Raw genomic sequence first — 24,105 nt, forward strand, 5'->3', positions numbered from 1 at the left:
TTTTAATTGGTTTGAAACTTCCAGATTTGACCAACAGTTTCACCGCCTTGATTGTCTTTTACAACAACTCTCCAGTAGTATTGTTTAGTCGATTCTAAAGTTACATTTAATGTATTTGGCTTAATATTGTCACCAACTTTTTTGACTGGCGGATTTACAATATCAAGGAAAACATCATACGTTAACTGATCTGCAGTATCAACATCAGATCCTATCCAGCCTAAAGTTGCAGAAGTAGTCGTTAATCTACTATTTATTGCAGGCTCAGTTAAAGTCGGAGCAAATGGCAAATGATTTACGACCGCAGTTCCAGCAGTGTAAAATTTGAAAGTTGAAGAATAAGCGCTTGATAAACCTTTACTATCCGTAGCTTTTACTCTCCAATAATATGCTGTGTTTTTATCTAAAGCTAAACTGCTTGTTGAAAGCGATGAATTTTCAAGTGTGCTTACAATTTGCGCAAATCCGTTGTCTTTTGCAATTTGAATCTGATAGACAATAACATCTTTCTGCGCATCTGTAGAGGCATTCCATTGAAAAGAAACATTGTTGTCTAAACATAGTTTATTGTCAGCTGGTGCAGCTAATACAGGAACTGTAGGTGCAGTATTAGCAGCAGGCGGAGTAACTTCTGGATCGTCTCCGCCACCTCCGCCACAGGCAGCAAATAGTAAACAAACAATTGATAAATATATAGAATTCTTCATTTTTTATTTTTTTATGATTTTAATGTATTCAGGAGTTTCCAAGTAAATCTTTGCAGCATAAATACCTGCAGGTAAATTTTCAAGATTTAAAAGAGCCCTTCCGCTTTCAGTGTTGTATGTTCTTTTAGAAACCAGCTGACCTCCGAAGTTGTATAATTCTATCGCAGTTTCAGTTTTAGCACCCGGAATTTCAATTTCTATAATTCCATAAGTTGGATTTGGATAAGCTAAAGGTATTGTTCCTAATTCGGCAGAAGTAACTTTTTTAGCAAATACGCCTTCGCAAGCTTTTGCAGTTGTAACTTCAATTAATCCTGCTTTGTTCACATCAACACTAAAGTTTGTGTCAGTAGTTTGAAATTGCTCTGTACCATCAATAAAGACAGTAAAAGGAGCAGTTCCTTCTGTGATTTCAACATCTACTTTTTTAGAAGTTACATTAGATTTTCCAGTAATAGTTGCTCCTTTTGCAATAGTTACATTAAAGTTTTGCTCAAAGATCATATCAGGAATAGTGATTTTGATGCTGTAAATGCCTGGAGTTAAACTCGTAACTTGTAAAGCGTTGTTTGTAAAAGTATACGACTTGTCATTTATTGTTGCAGAGTATCCAAATGAAGCTTTTCCGGCAATGTTGATCTCTCCATTGTTTTCTCCAAGACAAGATTCTCCTTTAGTTTCAACAGTAAAGTTATCTACTGGTAAAACCAATTCTCCAGTACATTCCGTATTATAAGTTGCAATAGCATCTTTTTTATTTGACCAGTTTGTGTTGGCGTAATCAACGTCATCGACAAGAATACAAGTTAGGTTTGAATTTCCTAAACAAGAAAAATTACTATTTGTTAATAACTCATTTTTACCATTCTTTAAGTTTAGATTTACTAACTGATTATTGTTGACTCTTAGATAAGTTAGTCCTTTAAGCTTTGAAACGTCTAAACTGTTAAGTTGATTGTAGCTTAAATCTAAAGAAGTTAAAGCCGTATTGTTAGAAATATCTAAAGTCGAAATTTTATTGTAATAAACAGATAAATTCGTTAGATATTGATTACTGCTCACGTTTAAAGTTGTTAAAGTATTGAAATCTACATTTAGTGTGGTAAGAGCAGTGTTTTTGCTCAAGTCTAATGTGGTTAACTGGTTTGATTTAGCATTTAATTTGTTTAAAGAAATAAAATCTTGGATACCATCTAAGTTTGTAATTGAACTTGAAGATAAATCTAATTCTGTTACATACATGATGCTCGAAGTGGCTACTTTTCCATTTTCACCATCTTTATCAATTCCTAAAGCAATTAGCTTGGCTTCGAATTTTGAGTCAGGAATAGCGGTAAAATAATCACAGTTTGAATTGTAATTTGCTGTAGCATCTTTAAAATTTTTCCAGTTTGTGTTGGAATAATCTGCATCGTCAACTTGAATACAGGTTAAATCAGGATTATTAGTAAAATTTTTGATGTTTGGCTCAACAGCAGAAGCATTGTTTCCATTTTTTAGATTCAGAGAAACCAGCTTGTTATCAGGACAGTAAATTTCAGTTAAATTTGAGTTTTTAGATAAATCAAGTGTTTTAAGTACATTGTTATTGCAATAAATCCCTTGGAGTAAAACATTATTAATCAAATTTAGATTTGTTAATTGATTTTGAGCAATATTTAAACGTACTAAATTTTGGTTTTTTGAAAGATCAACACGAGTTAAATTATTTTTATCAGCATTAAGAGATTCCAAGCTAATGAAATCCTGTATTCCTGTCAAATCATTAATTTGGCTATCAGAAACATCTAATGACTGTAAGCTAGAAATGTTTGCCGTAAGTACTTTGCCGTTTTTTCCGTCAGTATCTAAACCAAGATCAATTAATTTCTGCTCAAAGGCAGTGTCAGGAATTGAAGTATAGAAAGCACAATCAGAGTTGAAACTAGCCGAAGCATCTTTTTCAGAGCTCCAATTTGCAGTTGCATATTCAACATCATCAACCTGAATACAACTTAAGTTTGGATTGTTGTAAAGATTTAAATAGGTAATTTTAACATTATTCCCATTTTTTAAATTAACCGTTTTAAATTTATTGGCTCCAACGCTTATATAAGTTAAATCAGGGTTTTGAGAAATATCTAAACTTGTAATTTGATTAGTATTTCCGTTTAATGATTGTAGCAGTTTGTTGTTAGAAATATCAAGAGCAGTTAATGCATTGTAGGCACAATCTAAAGATGTTAAAGCAGTATTTTTAGAAAGGTTCAGGTTTGATATTTGATTTAAATAAATGCCGATCTTAGTTAAATTGGTATTTTTAGTAACATTCAGGTTTGTTAATTTATTTGCACTTGCTGCAAATTCTTTTAAAGCAATATTTTTACTTAAATCAATTTCAGTTAACGCATTGCTGCTAACATATAGAGTTGCTAATTTTTGATTATTAGAAACATCTAGAGTGCTTAAACGATTAGAAGTGCAATCTAAATACGTTAACTCAGCGTTATTAGAAACATTTAAATCCTTAAGTTTATTTTCTTTTATAGTAAGACTTGAAAGTGAAGGATTATTAGAAATATCAATAGTTGTTAAATTATTGTTCGCTACTGATAAAGTTTGAAGTTTTGACAGTTTAGAAACATCGATTGCATCTAAATTATTGTTGTCTAAAAATAAGCCGGTTAATTGAGTATTGTGCGAAAAATCAAAATTTTGAACATTCACTTTTGAACAATAAAATGTTTTTAAGGCTGTAAAATCTTCTAATCCTGTAAGATCTGTTACCTGTTCGTAACTAAGGTTAAGAGATTCAACAGTTGCAATTTTTTGAGTTAATACTTTACCATCTAATTCATAATCTATTGCATTTTTAATTAGATTTTTTTCGAACTCAACATCCGGAATTAAAGTATACTTTGGAGTTGTACAAGTTGAAGTATAATCTACTGAAGCATCTTTGTTTTTCCAGTTTGTATTTGCATAATCAACATCATCAACAAGAATGCAGTATAAATTTATATTTGATCTAAAATTTAAATAAGAACTTGAGAGCAAATCGTTTTTTCCGTTCTGCAGATTTAAAGTCTTTAAAGCTTTGTTCGCGCTGCAGTCAAAATAAACTAATGCGGTATTTTTAGATAAATCCAAAGCTTCGATATAATTATAACGGCAATTTAATTTTGTAAGAAGTGCATTATTCGAAACGTCAAGACTTGTTATTTCATTTTCGAAAACTTCCAGATCAGTCAATTTTATGTTTTTAGAAACATTCAATTGCGTTAATTTATTATATGATGCGCTTACTTTCGATAATTCTAAGTTTTGATCAACATCCAATGATGCTATTTTATTGGTTTCAATACTTAATTTAGTTAAGGCAGTATTTTTCGAAATATTTAATGCTGTTAAGCTGTTATTGTTACAAGATAAATTTTGCAAATTAATATTATTGGAAAGATCTAGGCTTTCAATTTTATTAGAACCACAGCTAAATTGTTCCACAGCTATATTTTTTGAAATATCAATCGCTGTTAATTTATTGGAATAAACATTTATGTCTTTTAAATTAACATTGGCCGAAACATCAATAGTTGGCAAAGCATTGTAATTACAGTTTAAGAATACAAGATTCGTATTTTTTGAGATGTCTAGACTTGAAATTTGATTAAATGAGATGTCTAAATTTTTCAGCGTAAGATTATTAGAAACATTAATTGAAGTTAATTTATTATTACCAGCAAATAAAGATTCTAAAGCTTTGAAATCTTCAATTCCTGTTAAATCAGAAATAGAACTATTATTAATATTCAGATAGGTAACTTTTGCAATTTTTGCAGTTTGTACCCTTCCATCAGGTGTATCAGAATCAAATCCTAGTTCGATTAATTTTTTTTCAAAATTTTCATCAGGAATCGAGGTATATTGTTCTGTTCCCTGAACATATACCTGAACATCATCAATTAAAACATTAAAGGACGCAGCATCAAAACTAAAAGTCGATATTGATAAATCATAAGAAAGATCTACATCTGGAGTAAAAGAAGCTTCTTTTTCAGTCCAAGAGTTATTTGTAGCAAACGTACTGCTTGATAAGGAAGCAGAACTGCCATTTTTTGAAATATTCAACGAAATAGGATGAGTTCCATCAAAATTGTTTGTAAGATACCTATACTTAAATTTAATGGTATAAGTGACACCTCCTTTTAGTGCAATTTCAGTTGTAATTTTAGGAGACTGAGTTGTGTAAGACAACATAGCGCTAATTGCGCCTTCAGCAGAGTTATAGCTGGAATTGACAGTATTTGCAATTGTCCAATTTTCGGGTACGCCTGCGACCCAAGTTTCAAATCCAGGATTAGGAACTAAATTGGTTTGCGCGTAAATAGAAAAATTTGCCAGAAACAGCAACAAGAGTAGTTTTGTTTTCATAGAAAAAATTTAGAATTCGGTTGCACAATTCTACCCAATTAAATCCGAGAAACCTTACGTGAAGCCGTAAAGACTGTATTATTTGTTGTTTTTTTTACATTTATAAAATAAATAGTAAATCCAAAGTATATTTTTTGAAAACAAATTATATTTAATTGTTTGATTTTTAATCATTTGATAATGCTCTGATTTTGCATAATTTCATTTAAAATTTCATAACACATTGTTAACGGTTAGTTTTTTGTAACAAAAAAGCATAATTTAGACCCATCTTTTAACTTTACTTATATTTATAGATACATGAATCATATAAAACCTCTTAAATTATCTGCTTTTGCATTCCTTGTTTTAGCAGGTTGTAATGCTACGATGCAAGCACAGGCTTCGGCTCCTAAAGAGTTTATAAAAGCTCCTCTGGCAGTCGTAAAAAAAGCTCCAGTTAGTGAAAATGAATTAAAAAGATGGAGTCACCTTGATTTGATAAAAGATTCTATTCCGGGAATGAGTGTTGACAGAGCTTACGCCGAGTTACTGCAAGGTAAAAAAGGGCAGAAAGTGATTGTTGGAATTGTAGATTCCGGTGTCGATATTGAGCACGAAGATCTTCAGGGAATGATCTGGACAAATCCTAAAGAAATTCCAGGAAATGGAATCGATGACGATAAAAACGGATTTATCGATGACGTTCACGGATGGAATTTTCTTGGAAATGCGGTTCACGAAAATCTAGAAATGACTCGTGTTGTTAAAAAGGGAGATGATGGTTCAGCCCAATACAAAGAAGCTTTAGCGCAATATACAGAGAAATATGAAGAAGCTTTAAAAGATAAACAGCAAGTAGATTTTTTACTTGATGTTCATAATACAATTAAAAAAGAGCTTAATAAAACTACATACAAAATTGAAGATTTAAGTTCGATTACTTCAGCAGACCCAAATGTTTTGAGAAGTAAAGCGATTATGACTCAAATTTTCACAAATGCAGGACCAACTTTTGATCCAGAAGCTGATTTTGGAGAATATAAAGATCAAGTATATGATCAAATAGATTATAACTTGAACAAAGATTTTGACGGAAGAAAAATTGTTGGCGATAATCCAAACGATATTAAAGACAATCATTACGGGAATAACATCGTTTTTGGACCAGATAAAGAAAAAGCACTTCACGGAACTCACGTTGCCGGAATTATTGCTCAAATTAGAGGAAATAATTTAGGAGGAGACGGAGTAGCAACAAACGTTGAAATTTTGACCGTAAGAGCAGTTCCAGATGGAGATGAGTACGATAAAGATATCGCTTTGGCAATTCGTTATGCAGTAGATAATGGAGCAAAAGTAATCAATGGAAGTTTTGGAAAAAGCTTTTCTCCGCAAAAACAATGGGTGTATGATGCCCTTGCTTATGCAGCAAAAAAAGATGTTTTAATTGTTCACGCTGCTGGTAACGATGGTTATAATATTGATGAAACAAAGAACATCAACTATCCAAATGATTCTAAAGACAATGTAAAAGAGTTTACAGATAATGTAATTACAATTGGAGCAATTAACAAATCTTATGGAGAAAACGTTATTGCACCGTTCTCAAACTTTGGAAAAATAAACGTTGACGTTTTTGCTCCAGGTGAAGAAATATATGCAACAGTTCCAAACAATAAATACAAATATTTACAAGGAACTTCAATGGCATCTCCAAACGCAGCCGGTGTAGCAGCATTGATTCGTTCTTACTATCCAAAATTGAAAGCAGCTCAGGTTAAAAAGATTTTAATGGATTCTGGAGTAGCGCTTCCTTCAAAAGTTGTTTTAGGCACTAGTGAAAATCCTGGAGAAAGACCACCAGCAGTTTCTTCTGAGGAATCATCGAAAACTGCAAAAATGGTAAATGCTTACAATGCTTTATTAATGGCGGAGAAGATGTCTAAAAAATAAACATAAAAACACTATTAATCCAATGGAAGAGCGGTAGCTCTTCCATTTTCTATTACAAATAAAAATGCGAAAAATTCTTTTACTTTCTTTCCTAAGCTTATGTTTAAACTCAGCGTTTGCACAAAGCGCACCATATTGGCAGCAGCACGCTGACTATAAAATGGAAGTTTCGATGGATGTAAAAAACTATCAGTACAAAGGAAAACAAGAGTTGGTTTACACCAATAATTCTCCTGACACTTTAAAAAAAGTATTCTATCATTTATTTCCAAATGCTTTTCAGCCAGGAAGTGAAATGGATGCACGTCTTCATTTTATTAAAGATCCAGACGGAAGAATGGTAAATAAAGTAAAAGGCGCTGATGGAAAAGAAGTAAAACAAAGTCGCATAGAAACTTTAAAACCAAATGAAATTGGTTATTTAAAAATTACAAACTTCAAACAAGATGGTGCTGTTGCTCAAACAAGAGTTTCTGGAACAATCTTGGAAGTAACTTTGGCTAAACCAATTTTACCAAATTCTAAAACTACTTTTACATTAGATTTTGATGGACAAGTTCCAGTACAAATTCGTCGTTCTGGAAGAAATAATTCTGAAGGAGTAGAACTTTCAATGTCACAATGGTACCCAAAATTAGCCGAGTTTGATTTCGAAGGATGGCATGCAGATCCATACATTGCAAGAGAATTTCATGGAGTTTGGGGGAACTTCGATGTAAAAATTACAATCGATAAAGATTACACAATTGGAGGTTCTGGATATTTGCAAGACAAAAATTCAATTGGACACGGTTACGAAGATGCCGGTGTAACGGTTACTTATCCTAAAAAAGCAAAAACGTTAACTTGGCATTTTATCGCGCCAAATGTTCACGATTTTACATGGGCCGCAGATAAAGAATACAATCATGATATTGTAAAAGGACCAAACGGTGTAGATTTACATTTCTTTTACAAAAACAACGAAAAAACAACTGCAAACTGGAAACAGCTAGAGCCTTTAATGGTTAAAGTAATGGAATATTACAACCAAAGAGTTGGAGCTTATCCATACAAACAATATTCATTTATTCAAGGTGGAGATGGCGGAATGGAGTACGCAATGTGTACTTTAATGTTAGGTAACGGAACTCTTGAAGGAATTCTAGGAACTGCAACTCACGAATTGGGACACTCTTGGTTCCAGCATATTTTGGCTTCAAACGAATCAAAACACCCGTGGATGGACGAAGGATTTACAACGTATATCGAAGACAGTGCTTTGAATGAATTAAAAGGAGATAAAAAAGAGGTAAATCCTTTCACAGGAAATTACAAAGCGTATTACAGTTTAGTAAATTCTGGTAAAGAACAGCCACAAGGCACACACGGAGATCGTTACGATGAAAACCGTCCTTACAGCATTTCATCTTATGTAAAAGGAAGTATTTTCCTTTCTCAGTTAGAATATGTAATAGGTAAAGAGAATGTTGACGCAACTTTAAAAAGATATTTCAACGATTTCAAATTCAAGCATCCAACTCCAAATGATATTAAAAGAACAGCAGAAAGAGTTTCTGGAGCTGAGTTAGATTGGTACCTTACAGATTGGACAGAAACAACAAATACGATCGATTACGGAATCAAAGATGTTGCTGATAATGCAGGAAAAACTACAGTTTCTTTAGAAAGAATTGGAAGAATGCCAATGCCAATCGATTTAAAAGTAGATTATACTGACGGAACATCTGAAACATTCTACATTCCGTTGAGAATGATGAATTTTATTAAACCAAATCCAAACCCGAACGAAAAAAGAACAGTTTTAGAAGACTGGGCTTGGGCACAGCAAAACTATATTTTTACAATTGATAAAAACAAAACCGCAATCAAAAAAATCACTATCGATCCAAGCGGATTAATGGCTGATGTGAAGCAGACAAATAATGTTTTTGAAGTAAAATAATCTTCAAATAAGAATATAAAAAATCCCGTTTAGAATTTCTAAGCGGGATTTTTGTTTTTTATGATAATTGAAATTTAACTCAAATGCTCAATCATATCTTTTGTCATCGTTTCCAAATCAAATTTATGATTCCATCCCCAATCTTCTCTTGCTGAAGAATCGTCAATACTTGCAGGCCAGCTGTCTGCAATTTTCTGACGGAAATCAGGATTGTAGGTAATCTCAAAATCAGGAATATGTTTCTTGATTTCAGCAGCAATTTCAGTTGGAGTAAAACTCATTGCAGCTAAATTGTACGAAGAATGAATTTTGATTTCTTCAGCTGGTGCTTTCATGATATTGATTGTTGCATCAATTGCATCATCCATATACATCATTGGCATTTTGGTTTCAGATGATAAGAAGCATTCGTATTTTTTATCGGCAATAGCTTTATAGAAAATATCAACAGCATAATCAGTAGTTCCGCCGCCTGGAGGAGTCGACCAGCTAATTAAGCCTGGATAACGAATACTGCGAACATCAACACCATAAATGTTATGATAATATTCGCACCATCTTTCGCCTGCTTGTTTACTAATTCCGTAAACTGTTGAAGGTTCCATTACAGTATATTGCGGAGTATTTTCTTTTGGAGTTGTTGGTCCAAAAACAGCAATGCTTGAAGGCCAGAAAATTTTCTGAATCTTTTTAGCTTTAGCTAAATTTAAAACATGAAAAAGCGAATTCATATTCAAATCCCAAGCAAAAGCTGGATTTTTTTCGGCAGTTGCAGATAAAAGTGCAGCCATCAAATAAACATCTGTGATTTTATGCACTTCAACCAAATGTTCGATCTGATTAAAATCTAAAGCATTGACCACTTCAAAAGGTCCTGAATTTACAACATCAGTATTTAATTTTCGGATATCAGAAGCGATTACGTTTTCTGTTCCGTATATTTTGCGCAATTTTTGAGTCAGCTCTGTTCCAATCTGACCGCAAGCGCCAATGATCAATATTTTTGGATTCATTTTTTCCAGGATTTTTAGCGAGACAAATATAACGTTTTCGCAATTACATCTGCTTTTTAGAATCATAAATTATTAATTCAGTAAATAAAAAGTTTTTTTGTTGGATTATTCGCTTTTACAAGGGGTGTGTCTTTGTGCCTTTTTATTTTTGGTATTAAAAGTCATTTTTAATGGAATTAAAATGAAAAAAAACGTCGAATTTGGCTTGATTGGCAACAAAAAAAATAACCTTGATTTATAGAATCTTTAGCAAAAAACAGAATTCATAATTGTAAATTTACTTCGTAACTTTGCAGCCTAACATTTTAATAAATGAAATATAAAATATCTCTTTTTCTGCTTTTGACAACTGTGTTATTTTCTTGCCAAAATGAAAATGAAAAACGACTTGCAGAAAACGCAAAAGAAGCAAAAAAGAAAGAAGCTATTTTTAATAATATAAATAAAGGATGGACTTTTCTAGACGAGCCAATTAACGAAATTTCAGAATCACAATTAAACTCGTGGACAGAGTGGCGTGAATTTATGAAAGAGATTGGCGAGAAGCCAAGAAAAACAATTGGCGCATTTCAGAAAAAGTCGGCTGCGATTTCTAAAAAAGCAATGGCGTTGAATGATAATATTCCAGCGCAATTTAATCAGCCACAGATAAAAAGCCGTATTTCTATTTTAATTACCAAAATCAAAATGCTGGATTTATTTATTCACTTAAGTAAAATTCCAGATGATAAAGTGGTTTTTTTAATTCAAGAAATCAATAAAGAGCTGATTTCGTTAGAAAGGCAAATGGACAAAATTGTTGAAAAAGCTAAAATACCAAAAGAAGAAGGAGAAGCAGATTTCCTTAGAATGTTAGACACAACACGTGCAATTCCGAGTTCTGCGCCACCATTAGATCCAAATAAACCAAGAATTGAGTAAGAACGCCTTATATACAACCTACGATAATCTGCCGAAAGCGCAGCAGATTGCAACAAGTTTACTGGAAGGGAATCAGATAAAAATGAACCTTAGCGGTTTGTTGGGATCTGCAGTTTCGTTCATAATACGATCTGTTTTCAGAAAAACGGAACTTCCATTTTTAATTGTTTTAGATAATAAAGAAGAAGCGGCTTATTATTTAAATGATTTGGAGCAAATGATTGGAGAGCAAGATGTTTTGTTTTATCCAGCATCTTTTCGTCGTCCGTATCAGATTGATGAAACCGATAATGCGAATGTTTTGCTTCGTGCTGAGGTTTTAAATAGAATCAATTCAAGAAAAAAAACAGCCGTAATTGTTACCTATCCAGAAGCGCTTTTTGAGAAAGTGGTTACGAGAAGAGAACTCGATAAAAACACACTGAAAGTTGCTTTGAATGATAAAATTTCCATTGATTTTATCAACGAAGTTTTGTTCGAATACGAATTCAAAAGAGTAGATTTCATTACAGAACCTGGCGAATTTTCAGTTCGTGGAGGAATTGTAGACGTTTTTTCTTTTTCAAATGATCATCCTTACAGAATTGAGTTTTTTGGAAATGAAGTAGACAGTATCCGAACTTTTGATGTCGAGACGCAATTGTCTGTTGAAACACACAAAAAAATCACGATTATCCCGAATGTAGAGAACAAACTTTTTCAGGAAAATCGAGAGAGCTTTTTAGATTATATTGCCGAAAAAACGGTTCTTTTTATTCAAAATACAGACGGATTGTTTAGTCAGTTAGACAAACAATTTGCAAGAGCAGAAGAAGCTTTTGAGAAACTTTCGAAAGAAATAAAACATGCTACGCCAGAACAATTGTTTTTAAATCAGGCGTCATTTATAAAAAGATCTTTAGATTTTTCAATTGTAGAATTGGCTTCAAGACCAGTTTATAAAACAACTAAGAAATTCGAATTTCATATTCAGCCTCAACCTTCATTCAATAAACAATTTGATTTATTGCTGAATAATCTGAGCGATAATCATTTTAACGGATACATAAATTATTTATTCTGTTCGAATGATACGCAGGCAAAACGTTTTCATGATATTTTTGAAAGTTTAGACGAAGCCAATTCAGAAAACATCAGAAAGCAATATAATACAATCGTATTGCCTTTGTACCAAGGTTTTATTGATGAGGAAAATCAGATAACGGCTTATACCGATCACCAGATTTTTGAGCGTTATCATAAATTCAATATCAAAAATGGTTATTCGAAAAAACAAAATATTACACTTAAAGAATTAACCGCACTTTCTGTTGGAGATTATGTAACACACATAGATCACGGAATCGGGAAGTTTGGCGGTTTGCAAAAAATTCAGGTTGAAGGCAAAACGCAGGAAGCCATAAAATTGGTTTATGCCGATAATGATATTGTGTATGTGAGCATTCACTCGCTTCATAAAATCTCAAAATACAACGGAAAAGACGGGACACCTCCGAAAATTTACAAATTAGGATCGAACGCTTGGAAGGTTTTAAAACAAAAAACCAAAGCGCGTGTCAAACATATTGCCTTCAATTTGATTCAGTTGTATGCAAAACGCCGTTTAGAAAAAGGTTTTCAGTTTGCGCCAGACAGTTATCTTCAAAACGAATTAGAAAGTTCGTTTATTTACGAAGATACGCCAGACCAAATGAAATCAACGGCGGAAGTAAAAGCCGATATGGAAAGCGATCGTCCAATGGATCGTTTGGTTTGTGGTGATGTTGGTTTCGGAAAAACTGAGGTTGCGATTCGTGCTGCTTTTAAAGCTGTTGATAATAGCAAACAAGTGGCAGTTTTGGTTCCAACAACGATTTTGGCTTATCAGCATTATAGAACTTTCTCAGAACGTTTAAAAGATATGCCGGTTTCAATTGGTTACTTAAACCGATTTAGAACGGCAAAACAAAAAACGCAAACCTTAAAAGATTTAGCTGAAGGAAAACTCGATATCGTAATTGGAACACATCAATTAGTTAATAAAAATGTAGTTTTTAAAGACCTTGGTTTATTAATTGTGGATGAGGAACAAAAGTTTGGTGTAAACGTAAAAGATAAATTGAAAACCATCGCAGCAAATGTTGATACGTTAACTTTGACGGCAACGCCAATTCCGAGAACGCTTCAATTTTCGTTAATGGCAGCGCGAGATTTATCGGTAATTACAACGCCTCCGCCAAATCGTTATCCGATAGAAACAAATGTTGTTGGTTTTAATGAAGAGATAATTCGTGATGCGATTTCGTATGAAATTCAAAGAAACGGACAGGTTTTCTTCATCAATAACCGAATCGAAAATATAAAAGAAGTGGCAGGAATGATTCAGCGTTTGGTTCCAAATGCAAGAGTCGGAATTGGCCACGGACAAATGGACGGAGCCAAACTGGAAGAATTGATGTTAGGTTTCATGAACGGAGATTTTGATGTTTTGGTCGCAACCACAATCATCGAAAGCGGATTGGACGTTCCAAATGCCAACACGATTTTCATCAACAATGCCAACAATTTCGGATTGTCAGATTTGCATCAAATGCGTGGACGAGTAGGGCGTAGCAATAAAAAAGCGTTCTGTTATTTCATTTGTCCGCCATATTCATCAATGACTGAAGATGCGAGAAAACGTATTCAGGCATTGGAACAATTCAGTGAATTGGGAAGCGGTTTCAATATTGCCATGAAAGATCTTGAAATTCGTGGAGCAGGAGATTTATTAGGTGGTGAACAAAGTGGTTTCATTAATGAAATTGGTTTTGATACTTACCAAAAAATCATGAATGAAGCGATTGAAGAATTGAAGGAAAACGAATTCAAAGATTTATATCCTGAAGAAAATGACATCGATACAAAAGAATACGTAAAAGACATTCAGATTGATGCCGATTTTGAGCTTTTATTTCCAGATGAATATATCAATAACGTTTCGGAACGTTTGGTTTTATACAACGAATTAGGCGCTATAAAAGACGAAGCTGGTTTACAGGAATTTGAGAAAAAACTAATAGACCGTTTCGGACCATTGCCAAAACCAGCTGTTGCGTTACTAAACAGTATTAGAATTAAATGGATTGCAACGAAAGTCGGAATTGAGAAATTAGTCTTGAAACAAGGTAAAATGATTGGATATTTCGTTTCAGACCAACAATCTGATTATTACCAGTCTGCAAAATTCAGAAAAGTTTTAAACTTTGTCCAAAAGCAAAGCACGCTCTGCAAAATGAAAGAAAAACAAACCGTAAACGGATTACGTTTATTGTTGACTTTTGAAAATGTGAAGTCTATAAAACGTGCGCTGGAATTGATGGAGTTGTTTGAAGAGTAATATTTAAGTTAATTATTCTGTGTTAAATCAGTTTTATTATATGAGTAAAAAAATTAGAATATTTTATTGTTTGATTTTAATTATTGTTTGCAGTTGTAGTTCTGATAATTCAACAGAGAATGATCCAAATTTAAACAAAGGATTATTAAAATCTGTAGATTCTGGAAAGGATGGTAAAGAAGAATATGAATATGAAAATGGATATTTAATTAAAGTAATTCCTAACATACCAGGAATGATGATAACGGAATATCGTTATGCGTATAATAATAAAGGGAAACTTATAGCTTCAACAGCTTTAATAGCAAATGAAAAACTGAAAAGTTCTTATTCTTATGATGCCAAGGATAGATTAATTAAAGTAATTAAAGAGGGTACGGCTGATTATTCAGTATTAGAATATTTTTTGGATAAAATTATTGTAAAAAATCATATTGAAACAACATCTAATAAAACTAAAGATTTACTTTCTGAAGTATATACTGATAATAAAGGAAGAATAATTAAAACGGTTCAAATACCTCCTTCTAATTTTGATGAGTATTTAATTAAGGAGTTTAAATATGATAGTAAGGGTAATATTGTACAGGTTATAAATAGTGGAAATACAAATCAAGATCCTGATTTAATTATTGATTATGAATACGACAACAAAAAGAACCCTGAATATTTAAGTTATAAATATTATAATGAGAGTCTTTATTATTGGATGTTTAGTAATACCAATTCAATAATTGCTATGTCACCTAACAATATTGTTTCAATAAAAAGTTCTACGAGTTTTGTGATAAAGGAGATAACTTATAATAAGGATGATTTTCCAATTAATATTATTCATTCTGCTTATCAGGGAAGTTCATCTACACCTTCATCAACAAGTACCAAAACGTATCAATATTATGAATAAAAAGTGATGAAATAGGAAAGGGTGAAAATTTTTCATCGTTGCTCGAAATTTGATAAAAAAAATTAAGCTTTCTTTATCTTTTATTTAAGAAAAATCTTAGAACTAAAAAGTTTTCTTTGAAGCAAAATTTTCAAAGACAACTTTACATGCAAAATCAATTTATTCTTCTATTTTTATTTTTAGGATTAACTTCAATCTTTGCTCAGGCACAAGATAAAATTGTTTTTAAAGATTCTTTAAAATCTGAAACAATTGATCCATTACGTCCGGCAAAAGCAGCATTTTATTCTGCGGTCTTGCCAGGTTTAGGGCAAATTTACAATAAGAAATACTGGAAACTTCCTTTAGTTTATGGTGCAATTGGTACAAGTACTTATTTGTATATCGACAATCAAAAAAAATATAATATTTACAGAGATGAATACAAAAGCAGACTAGAAGGCATAGAAAGTGATTCGCAATTTCTTGCTGGATTAAGCGAAAGCCAATTGATTTCTGCACAAAAACAGTTTCAAAGAAACAGAGATTTATCTGCTTTGTTTATGGTAGGTTTTTATGTTTTAAATATTATTGATGCTAATATTGATGCAGCATTGTCACAGTTTAATGTAAGCGAAAAACTAGCTTTTAAACCATCATTAAATAAAAATGAAATAAGCTCAGAGAATAATTTCGGATTTGCTCTAAATTATACTTTTTAAGAAAAAAATTGCCACGAACTCACGAATTTACTTGGAATTAATTTTTGAATTCGTGGCAAAAAAAATTATTTAACAATCAGTTTTTTTGTCACATTAAAATTTTTGGAAACAATATTTACAATATAAATTCCTGAAGATAAATGATGATTAACTTGTCCTGAAGAAGAAAGTCTTTGATTTAAAACAGTTCTTCCGTTTAAATCAGAAACGAAAATTTCAGCATCTCCGTTTGTTAATTCAGGCATTAAAATATGAAATTCATTGTTTGTTGCTGGATTCGGATAAATACCAATTACAGGTTCAGCTGTAGAAGCTTCTTCAATATTTAATGCTGCTTTTGAAGTTCCAACAGTTGTTGGTTCTAATTGCCATTGTGCACTGTACCAGCCATCTTGTGAATTTCCGTATTGAGCAGAACCAGTTTGGTTTTCGATATGAATAATATTTCCTGTCTGCCATTTGTTTCTTAAACGAGTCCAAGTTCCGTCGATATAATCGCTTGACCACTGCGCACTCCAGAAAGTAGTATCGGTGATATTACACTGTACATTTCCTGTTTGGCCTTCGATATTCATTAATTCGCCAGTTGCCACATTTTTCAAAACAAAATAAGTTGCGTCAATTGCAATTTTTTGCCATTTATAATTGTTGCCTGAAACGGTTGTTCCGTAACCAACATTTGTTCCTGCATCAGATAAATAAGCACCAGTCCATCTGTTTTTGATCGTGTAATAATTTCCTCCTCCAGAAGCTGTTGTAACCGATACTAAACAAGTACTAGTTTTACTTCCATCAACAGTTGTAACGGTAATTGTCGCTGTTCCATTCGCTACAGCGGTAACTAAACCAGAAGTATTTACAGTGGCAACAGCAGTATTATTTGAGCTGAAAGTCACCGATTTGTTTGTTGCATTAGCAGGAAGAATAGTAGGAGTAAGTTGTTGCGTTCCGCCAACATTTAACGAAGCTGTTGATGGACTCAAACTTACACTTGTAACCGCAACACCCGTTCCTGGGTTCGAATCGTACCAAGCATTGCTCATATACCAGCCATCTTTATCTCTGCTTAAATCGGCAGTTTGATTGGTTCCGTCGTTGAAGATTAAATTGGTTGAAGTTACGTTTGTAAACGTATAACTGTACCAGCCATTTCCAGCATCGGTCATATTTACTCCAGGCCAGTTTACAGTTGCTAAAACTCCAGTTGGAAGAGTATTCCAATAATAGATTTTAATTCCAGTTCCCCAGTTTGATGGTTTATAGAAATATACCGTAAAATTAGTATTCGGATTTACTGTAATAGTTGCCGTTGCTGTTTTATTTCCGTCTTGCGTAGTGGCTGTAATCGTTGCTGTTCCGGCAGAGACCGCTGTTACAAGTCCGCTTGAATTTACTGTTGCAATTGCCGTATTACTTGATGACCATGTAACTGTTTTATTTGTGGCATTCGCTGGCGAAATTGTCGCAGAAAGCTGTTGTGTGTTTCCAGCATATAGACTTGCAGAAGCTGGAGAAACGGCTACAGAAGAAACAGGAATTGTAGCAACAGTTATTGCAGAAGTAGCTGTTTTATTTCCGTCAACGGTTTTTACGGTTATAGTTGCTGTACCTGCTGCAACTGCTGTAACCAATCCAGAAGCATTTACCGTTGCAACTGCTGTATTGCTCGATGTCCAAGTTACGTTTTGATTGGTTGCATTTGCGGGAGCAATAGTTGCATTTAATTGCTGAGTAGTTCCTAAACCAGCAGTTGCTGTTGTTGGACTAACCGAAACGCCTGTAACCGCTACAACAGGCGCATTTGTATTGGTTAAAACCAAATATTCGAAAGCAGCAAAATTCCGTGTAGCGCCAGTAGTTAAAGTTACCGAAGCATTGTTGTTATACGGATTTACATAAGTTCCCGCTAAAGCAGCCGGAATTACATATGATTTAGAAGCATTTCTCAAATTCGACATTACGATTACTTTTTCTGAACCTAATGTTTTGGTAAAAATGCTAATATCATCATTCGCATAAGTCGTTAAATCTCCACGTCTGATAGCTGCGCTTGAAGTTCTGAAATTTAAGATTTTGGCGAAATCAGCAGCGGCAGTTGGATTTTGTGACCAGTTGAATTTAAAGCCAGTCCAAGGCCAGTCAGTTTTTGGTTCGTAGTCGATTTCCTGTCCGCTCATTAAAAAAGGAACACCTTTCATATAAGCTGAAACTAAGAAATTAGCAACAATTCCGTTATGATTTTTAAATGCTACGAATGGTCTTCTTACACCGTCATCATTGGTGTAAGTATCATGGTTTCCAGTGTATCGAACAATTTGCTGATTTCCTGTCGCTTTAGCATATTCGTAAGTACTTTGATCTTGAAGTCTTTGAGAAACGGGTCCTCCATTAGCAATATCATATAAACCGCTATGAAACCATCTATCTCCATAATTCATGTCAAAACCAACCTGAAAGTTTTCTTGTCTGTCACCTTCGGCTAGCATTAATAAGTTGTGAGAAGTTATGCTTCGAAGATTTGAATTCACTTCTGACCAAAAATCTAAAGGAGGATTATTAGCATAATCGCAACGGTAACCATCAATATTGGCTGCGAAAACCCAGTAGCGCATAGCGTCTTTTATAGCTGCTCGTGTAGCTGAACTATTAAGATCAAGCGCAGCAATATCAGAGAAGTTTCCTAATTGCTGAATGGTTGTTCCAGTTCGTTTGTAATATTCAGGATGAGAAACGGTCCATCCGTGATCCCATGAAGTTCCGTTGATGGCGATATCTAAAATTACCGCCATTCCGCGGCTGTGAGCGCCATCAACCAAAGTTCTTAAATCGGCAAGCGAACCATATTCGGAACCGACAGCTTTAAAATCTTTGATGCAATAGGGCGAAGCCGAACTTCGGGAATCTGTGCCGTGGGGAAAAATCGGCATTAAATAAATAACATTGGTGCCAAGTGCTTTTATATTGTCTAATCGGGCGGTTACTCCGGCTAAATCTCCGTTGGCACTAAACGGACGAATATGCACCTGGTACATGTTGATATCTCTCGTATCAGGAACACCAGCGAAAGGTGTCCCGTATTGGGCAGGATCTTGCGCATAAACTGAACCTGCAAATAATAATAGAAAGCAAACCAATGCTTTGGTAATATGAAATAATCTAGTGGTAATTTTGATTTTCATAATAATAGTTTTTGCATGCTTGTCGGCATTTCTAACTAATATTCATTCTCACTTGCATTGCTTTTAAATTCGACAAACATTTTGTGGTTAATAGTTTTCAAATAGTAAGTTTTAATTTTTCGCTCAAAAATGAGCATAGGTTTTCTGTCACGAATTCTCGAATAAGGATTTATCTAGAAAATCTCAATTCTGAAAATTCGTGGCAAAAAAACTAAGAAACTGAGTATCTCAGAATCTGAGTACCTTAAATTATAATTTTTTCAATCCTTTTAAATCTGAAGCAGTTCCTTCTTTGATGCTGATGGCAACACCACCGCCCGGAGCTAAATATTGCTTCAACTTGCTTTTTGAGTTTACGATAACTTTAGTAACGGTATATTTTTGTGGATTCTGATTCCAATTGGCGTCTTTAGCATCGGCATAAATAGTGGCAACGAAATTTTTTCCTGCAGGTAAATAATCAAATGAAATATTGGCTGTTCTTGTATTTTCATCTGTAATTCCACCAATAAACCATTCATTTTTGCCTTTTGCTTTACGTGCAATTGTAATATAATCTCCAGGTTCAGCTTCCAGAATATAACTGTTGTCCCAGTCTACTGCTACGTCTTTAATGAACTGAAATGCATCTGGAAAACGCTCATAATTTCCAGGAATATCAGCAGCCATTTGCAATGGACTGTACATGGTTACATAATAAGCTAATTGCTTTACTAAGGTTGTGTTTACTCGTTGTGAACTTCCTGTTCCGTAATACGAAAGATCGGTTTGGAAAATTCCAGGCGTATAATCCATTGGACCTCCCATTAAACGGGTAAATGGTAAAATTGTAGTGTGATCTGGTGCTAATCCTCCCATAGATTCAAACTCAGTACCGCGCGCTGATTCCTGAGCAATCCAGTTTGGAAAAGTTCTGTTTAATCCCGTCGGACGAACCGCTTCGTGGCTGTTAATCATAATTTTATAATCGGCAGCACGTTTGGCAACGTTGATGTAATGATTCACCATCCATTGTCCGTCGTGATGTTCTCCGCGAGGAATAATCTGTCCTACATAACCTGTTTTTACGGCATCATAACCGTTGTCATTCATAAATTGAAAAGCACGATCCAGACGACGCTCATAATTGGTTGCCGAACCAGAAGTTTCGTGGTGCATGATAATTTTTACACCTTTTGAAGCCGCATAAGCATGAACGGCTTTTACATCAAAATCAGGATAAGCGGTTACAAAATCAAAAACGTCTTCTTTCCAGTTGCCAATCCAGTCTTCCCAGCCAATATTCCAGCCTTCGATAAGAATAGCATCGAAACCATTTTTCGCAGCAAAATCAATGTATTCTTTTGCACGTTCTGTTGTGGCTCCGTGTTTTCCGTTTGGAGTAAGTTTGGTGAAATCATCCGTCATTTTTACGTTGTTTTCTTTTCCAAAAGCCCATGTGCTTCTTCCTGCTACGAAATATTCCCACCAAATTCCGATATATTTTACTGGTTTAATCCACGAAACATCTTTGTAACTTGTAGGTTCGTTAAGATTTAAAATCAATTTTGAGGCTAAAATATCGGTTGCTTTATCGCTTACTACAATCGTTCTCCAAGGTGTTTGCGCATCGGTCTGCATATAACCTTTTGCCCCGACAGCATCTGGAGCCAAATGACTTGTCATTTTGTTGGTTTTAGCATCAACTTCAAGATACATGGCTGGATAATTGATTAATCCTGCTTCGTGAATGTTGATGTATAAACCGTCATCAGATTTCATCATTGATGGTGTTTGTATAGACAATTCTTTTATTGGTTGTTGTGCATTAATTTCAATAGTCGCTTTTTTCATCAAAGAAGGAATTTCAGAAATCTTTGAAGTCGTATATGCATATTCGTTGGTATCATAATCTCCTGGAATCCAGAAAATTTTATGATTTCCAGCCAATTGAAATTCGGTGCGTTCTTCTTTAATTACAAAATAACTCAGCTCATTTTGTTTCGGAAATTCATATCTAAATCCCAATCCATCATTGAATAAACGGAAACGAATGCGGATAAATCTATTGTTGTTTTTTGCCTGAGCTAAAGTGACAACCAATTCGTTGTAATGATTGCGAATTGTTTTTTCTTCTCCTAAAACTGGATTCCAATTTTCATCAAAACTAGATTGAGCCGTGTTTGTAACAGTAAAACCATCCATAAACGACGCTCTGTTCTGTAACTCTAAACCTAATGAACTTGGTTTAATAACTGATTTCTGTTTGTATGATAATTGGTAAGATGGGATTCCGCCTTCTTTTAATTCAAATTTTAGAGTAAGATTTTTGTCTGGCGAAGTTATTTCTTGTGCCTGAAGCCAAAAAGAGGTAAGGATAAAAAATAAAAGCGCTGTTTTTTTGCTCAAACGCATTTGAAGCAATGATTCTTGGGATTGAAAATTCATGTTATTTGGTTTTTTGCAAATTTAATTTTATTTAAAAATGCATTAGGATTAATTTTTCAATACTAAATATTGAAAAGGCTGAAGTGTTACATCTGAACCAACTGTTACTGAAGCTCCGCTGAAAGCATCTTTCCAAGTTCCTTTTAATGTTGAAGGAATTAGATGTTTTACAGTTGAACTTGTTAAATTAGAAAGTACGAATACTTTTTCTGTGTCTTTTATCATTGTAAAAGCGCTGACAGAATTACTGCTGTAACCTGTAAATTCTCCTGTTTTAAGAGCGTTGCTTGTGTTTCTGAAAGCAATGATTTTTTTGTATTCAGCTAGCATTTCATTGTCGGCAGTTGACCAGTCAATTGGTGTTTTGGCAAAATAATTTAATCTCTTATCGTAGCCAATTTCCTGTCCGTTATAAATCATTGGAACTGATTTTAAATAAGCTGCGACAACAAATGTTGCCATAGATCCTTTTTTACCTCCAAAAAGTTCTAGTGGAGTTCCATCAGAAAGATTGACGTCATGATTGCTTGTGTATCTAACTACTTTGTTTGTTGGATCATAAACGTTTGCATATTCAGTTGCATTAGAATCCTGAATAGTTGTTGCAGGTTTATTTTCTTTGAAAAGCTGTTCAATAGTGTAAAAGAAATTAAATCCAAAAGTATAGTCAAAACCTGAGGCAAAGTGATTGTATTTTGAACCTTCGGCCAGCATTAAAATCGTTTGGTTCTTTTTAATTTTTCTAAGTTTTGATATTGCATCTGACCAGAAATTGTTCGGAACAAAATCGGCATAATCACATCTGAAACCGTCGATATTCGCGTTGTAAACCCAATACGACATCGCATCGATCATAGCGTCTTTCATTTCAGTATTATTGAAATTAAGCTGTGCAACATCATTGTAATTTGTACCTGGAGGAATGATAATATTTCCGCTTGCATCTTGCAGATACCAATCTTTATGCTGTGTAATCCAAGCATTATCCCAAGCTGTATGATTGGCAACCCAGTCCAAAACAACAGCCATGTTTTTCTTGTGTGCTTCTTCAACTAAGGTTTGAAGATCTTGTAAAGTTCCAAAATCAGGATTAACTGCTTTATAATCTTTTACTGCGTAAGGAGATCCTAATTCGCCAGTTGCTCTTTCTTTTCCAACAGGATAAATAGGCATTAAATAAATAACATTGGCTCCTAACTCCTGAATTTGAGAAAGTCTGTCTTGAACACCTTTAAGCGTTCCAGCTTGACTAAAAGCACGAATATTTACCTGATAAATAACGGCATCTTCTTTCTTTGGCATTTTTTCAAAAGGTGCGCCATATTGTGTATACGGAGATGCTGGGGTTTTGTTGTCATCATCAGAAGAACTGCACGAAACAAAGGCTAATGCAAGCAATAATCCGTAAATGATTTTTATATTAAATTTCATAATTTTTACATTTTAAGTGGTTGAGAAGTAACCTGCCTTTCGAAGTAAAAAGACAGGTAAACTCAAACCAAACTAAACTTAATTTTTTATTTTTTTGTAATCGTATAAGTTGCTGTTGGAGGATATCCAGTACTTGCAGGATCGACATCATTTATTTGCAATGTGATTTCGTAAGTTCCGCCTTCGCCAACATAATGAGAACCTTGATCGTCTAGATATACAATTCCGTCCGTTGTGTTTTTAGGCCCATAATTGATTGTCCAGCTATTATTTAATCTGAATTTAACATTTCCAGGAACTAAAACTGCAGTAACTTTCCAAGTTTTTGTCTGATGATCGTAGCTCATCGGTGTGCTGTTATCCCAGCTTCCAGAAGTCGCATCACCAACAATTCCCCAAGAATAAGGTGTTGCAGTCCATTTTAAAGTGTTCAAATTCACTTTGATTTGGTATGAACCAGCACCAGGAAGTACAAAATCTGTATCACTCATGTTTTTAAGATCACTATTTGTATCACCAGCACCATAGAATTGAGCCCAGTTTCTTTCTGTATTTAACTTAAATCCTGGTCCTGCGCCTTCAGCAACAGTCATGTAACCTTGATAAACTCCTTTTTGAATTGCTGTTAAAGCCGCAGCAGTTTCAATAGCCCAACCTTGATAGCTTCCTGGCATATAAATTTCGCCAAATACAACGCTTTTTTCGTAAGGAGTAACTGTTAGAGTAACAGGATTTGAATATACTTTACGATCCATCGCAGCTTCTACACGAACGACTAGTTTTCCTTCAACATTAATAGGAAGACCTAGATCTACAGCAATTTTATTTAATTCTTCTCCGATAAAAGCTCTGCTTAAAACATCTGTACCTACTTCAATTCGTTTTGCTTTCATCCAAGCGTTTGCGCCGCTCGTATCTCCAACTAAATCAAATTGAATAGCGTATGTTACTGGAGCTTCAATAGGAAAAGTGACTTCTGGCCACGAAACCAGTAAAACCTGATCGGTAGCGGTATCTTCTGTTAAAACTATTGTACTTGTTGAAACACTTATTTCTGAAGGGAAACTAACAGATTTTAATGTTGTTAATGGGGCGTCAGTGTCGCAGGATGAACCCAAGAACAGCAAACTGCCTAATATGAATAATTTATTGATATATTTTTTCATGATAG

The 24,105-nt window shown here is 34.0% G+C and carries 13 protein-coding genes; 6 read left to right on the plus strand and 7 right to left on the minus strand.

The window, feature by feature from the left end; all coding sequences use genetic code 11:
- Positions 1 to 2 precede the first annotated feature (2 nt).
- On the minus strand, positions 3 to 707 hold the full coding sequence (locus OD917_RS12765; RefSeq protein WP_129745927.1) for a hypothetical protein: 705 nt from the start codon (positions 705 to 707) through the stop codon (positions 3 to 5).
- Positions 708 to 710: 3 nt separating this feature from the next.
- A complete protein-coding gene (locus OD917_RS12770; RefSeq protein ID WP_263523874.1) occupies positions 711 to 5,117 on the minus strand; it encodes a T9SS type A sorting domain-containing protein in 4,407 nt (1,468 codons plus the stop codon).
- 300 nt (positions 5,118 to 5,417) lie between these two features.
- Between OD917_RS12770 and OD917_RS12775 the strand changes: the two genes are divergently transcribed.
- A complete protein-coding gene (locus OD917_RS12775; protein WP_263523875.1) occupies positions 5,418 to 7,052 on the plus strand; it encodes a S8 family peptidase in 1,635 nt (544 codons plus the stop codon).
- 64 nt (positions 7,053 to 7,116) lie between these two features.
- A complete protein-coding gene (locus tag OD917_RS12780; protein ID WP_263523876.1) occupies positions 7,117 to 8,997 on the plus strand; it encodes a M1 family metallopeptidase in 1,881 nt (626 codons plus the stop codon).
- Positions 8,998 to 9,071: 74 nt separating this feature from the next.
- Here OD917_RS12780 and OD917_RS12785 read toward each other — a convergent pair whose 3' ends face one another.
- The gene (locus OD917_RS12785) at positions 9,072 to 10,010 is read right to left on the minus strand and encodes an L-threonine 3-dehydrogenase (protein ID WP_263523877.1); all 939 of its coding nucleotides are present in this window, start codon (positions 10,008 to 10,010) and stop codon (positions 9,072 to 9,074) included.
- A gap of 312 nt (positions 10,011 to 10,322) precedes the next feature.
- Here OD917_RS12785 and OD917_RS12790 point away from each other — a divergent pair, with 312 nt between their 5' ends.
- The 4 genes from OD917_RS12790 to OD917_RS12805 all read left to right on the plus strand — a co-directional run bounded on the left by OD917_RS12790 (position 10,323) and on the right by OD917_RS12805 (position 15,897).
- Positions 10,323 to 10,931, plus strand: a complete 609-nt coding sequence (locus OD917_RS12790) for a hypothetical protein (protein ID WP_263523878.1) — start codon at positions 10,323 to 10,325, stop codon at positions 10,929 to 10,931.
- A complete protein-coding gene (gene mfd, locus OD917_RS12795) occupies positions 10,924 to 14,289 on the plus strand; it encodes a transcription-repair coupling factor (protein ID WP_263523879.1) in 3,366 nt (1,121 codons plus the stop codon). Before OD917_RS12790 ends, mfd begins: the two co-directional genes overlap by 8 nt.
- Before the next feature lie 40 nt (positions 14,290 to 14,329).
- Complete coding sequence (locus tag OD917_RS12800) at positions 14,330 to 15,196, plus strand: hypothetical protein (protein ID WP_263523880.1); 867 nt, start codon at positions 14,330 to 14,332, stop codon at positions 15,194 to 15,196.
- Between the two features lie 146 nt (positions 15,197 to 15,342).
- Complete coding sequence (locus OD917_RS12805) at positions 15,343 to 15,897, plus strand: DUF5683 domain-containing protein (RefSeq protein WP_263523881.1); 555 nt, start codon at positions 15,343 to 15,345, stop codon at positions 15,895 to 15,897.
- A gap of 65 nt (positions 15,898 to 15,962) precedes the next feature.
- Here the strand turns inward: OD917_RS12805 and OD917_RS12810 are convergent, their stop codons facing one another.
- From OD917_RS12810 to OD917_RS12825, 4 genes are all read right to left on the minus strand, one after another.
- The gene (locus OD917_RS12810; RefSeq protein WP_263523882.1) at positions 15,963 to 19,076 is read right to left on the minus strand and encodes an Ig-like domain-containing protein; all 3,114 of its coding nucleotides are present in this window, start codon (positions 19,074 to 19,076) and stop codon (positions 15,963 to 15,965) included.
- 249 nt (positions 19,077 to 19,325) lie between these two features.
- The gene (locus OD917_RS12815; protein WP_263524577.1) at positions 19,326 to 21,470 is read right to left on the minus strand and encodes a glycoside hydrolase family 97 protein; all 2,145 of its coding nucleotides are present in this window, start codon (positions 21,468 to 21,470) and stop codon (positions 19,326 to 19,328) included.
- Positions 21,471 to 21,551: 81 nt separating this feature from the next.
- Positions 21,552 to 22,934, minus strand: coding sequence for an alpha-amylase family glycosyl hydrolase (locus tag OD917_RS12820; protein WP_263523883.1), 1,383 nt, complete (start codon positions 22,932 to 22,934; stop codon positions 21,552 to 21,554).
- 86 nt (positions 22,935 to 23,020) lie between these two features.
- A complete protein-coding gene (locus tag OD917_RS12825) occupies positions 23,021 to 24,100 on the minus strand; it encodes a SusE domain-containing protein (protein ID WP_263523884.1) in 1,080 nt (359 codons plus the stop codon).
- Between the last annotated feature and the right edge of the window lie 5 nt (positions 24,101 to 24,105).

Source organism: Flavobacterium sp. SH_e (assembly GCF_025717045.1).
Lineage (GTDB): Bacteria > Bacteroidota > Bacteroidia > Flavobacteriales > Flavobacteriaceae > Flavobacterium.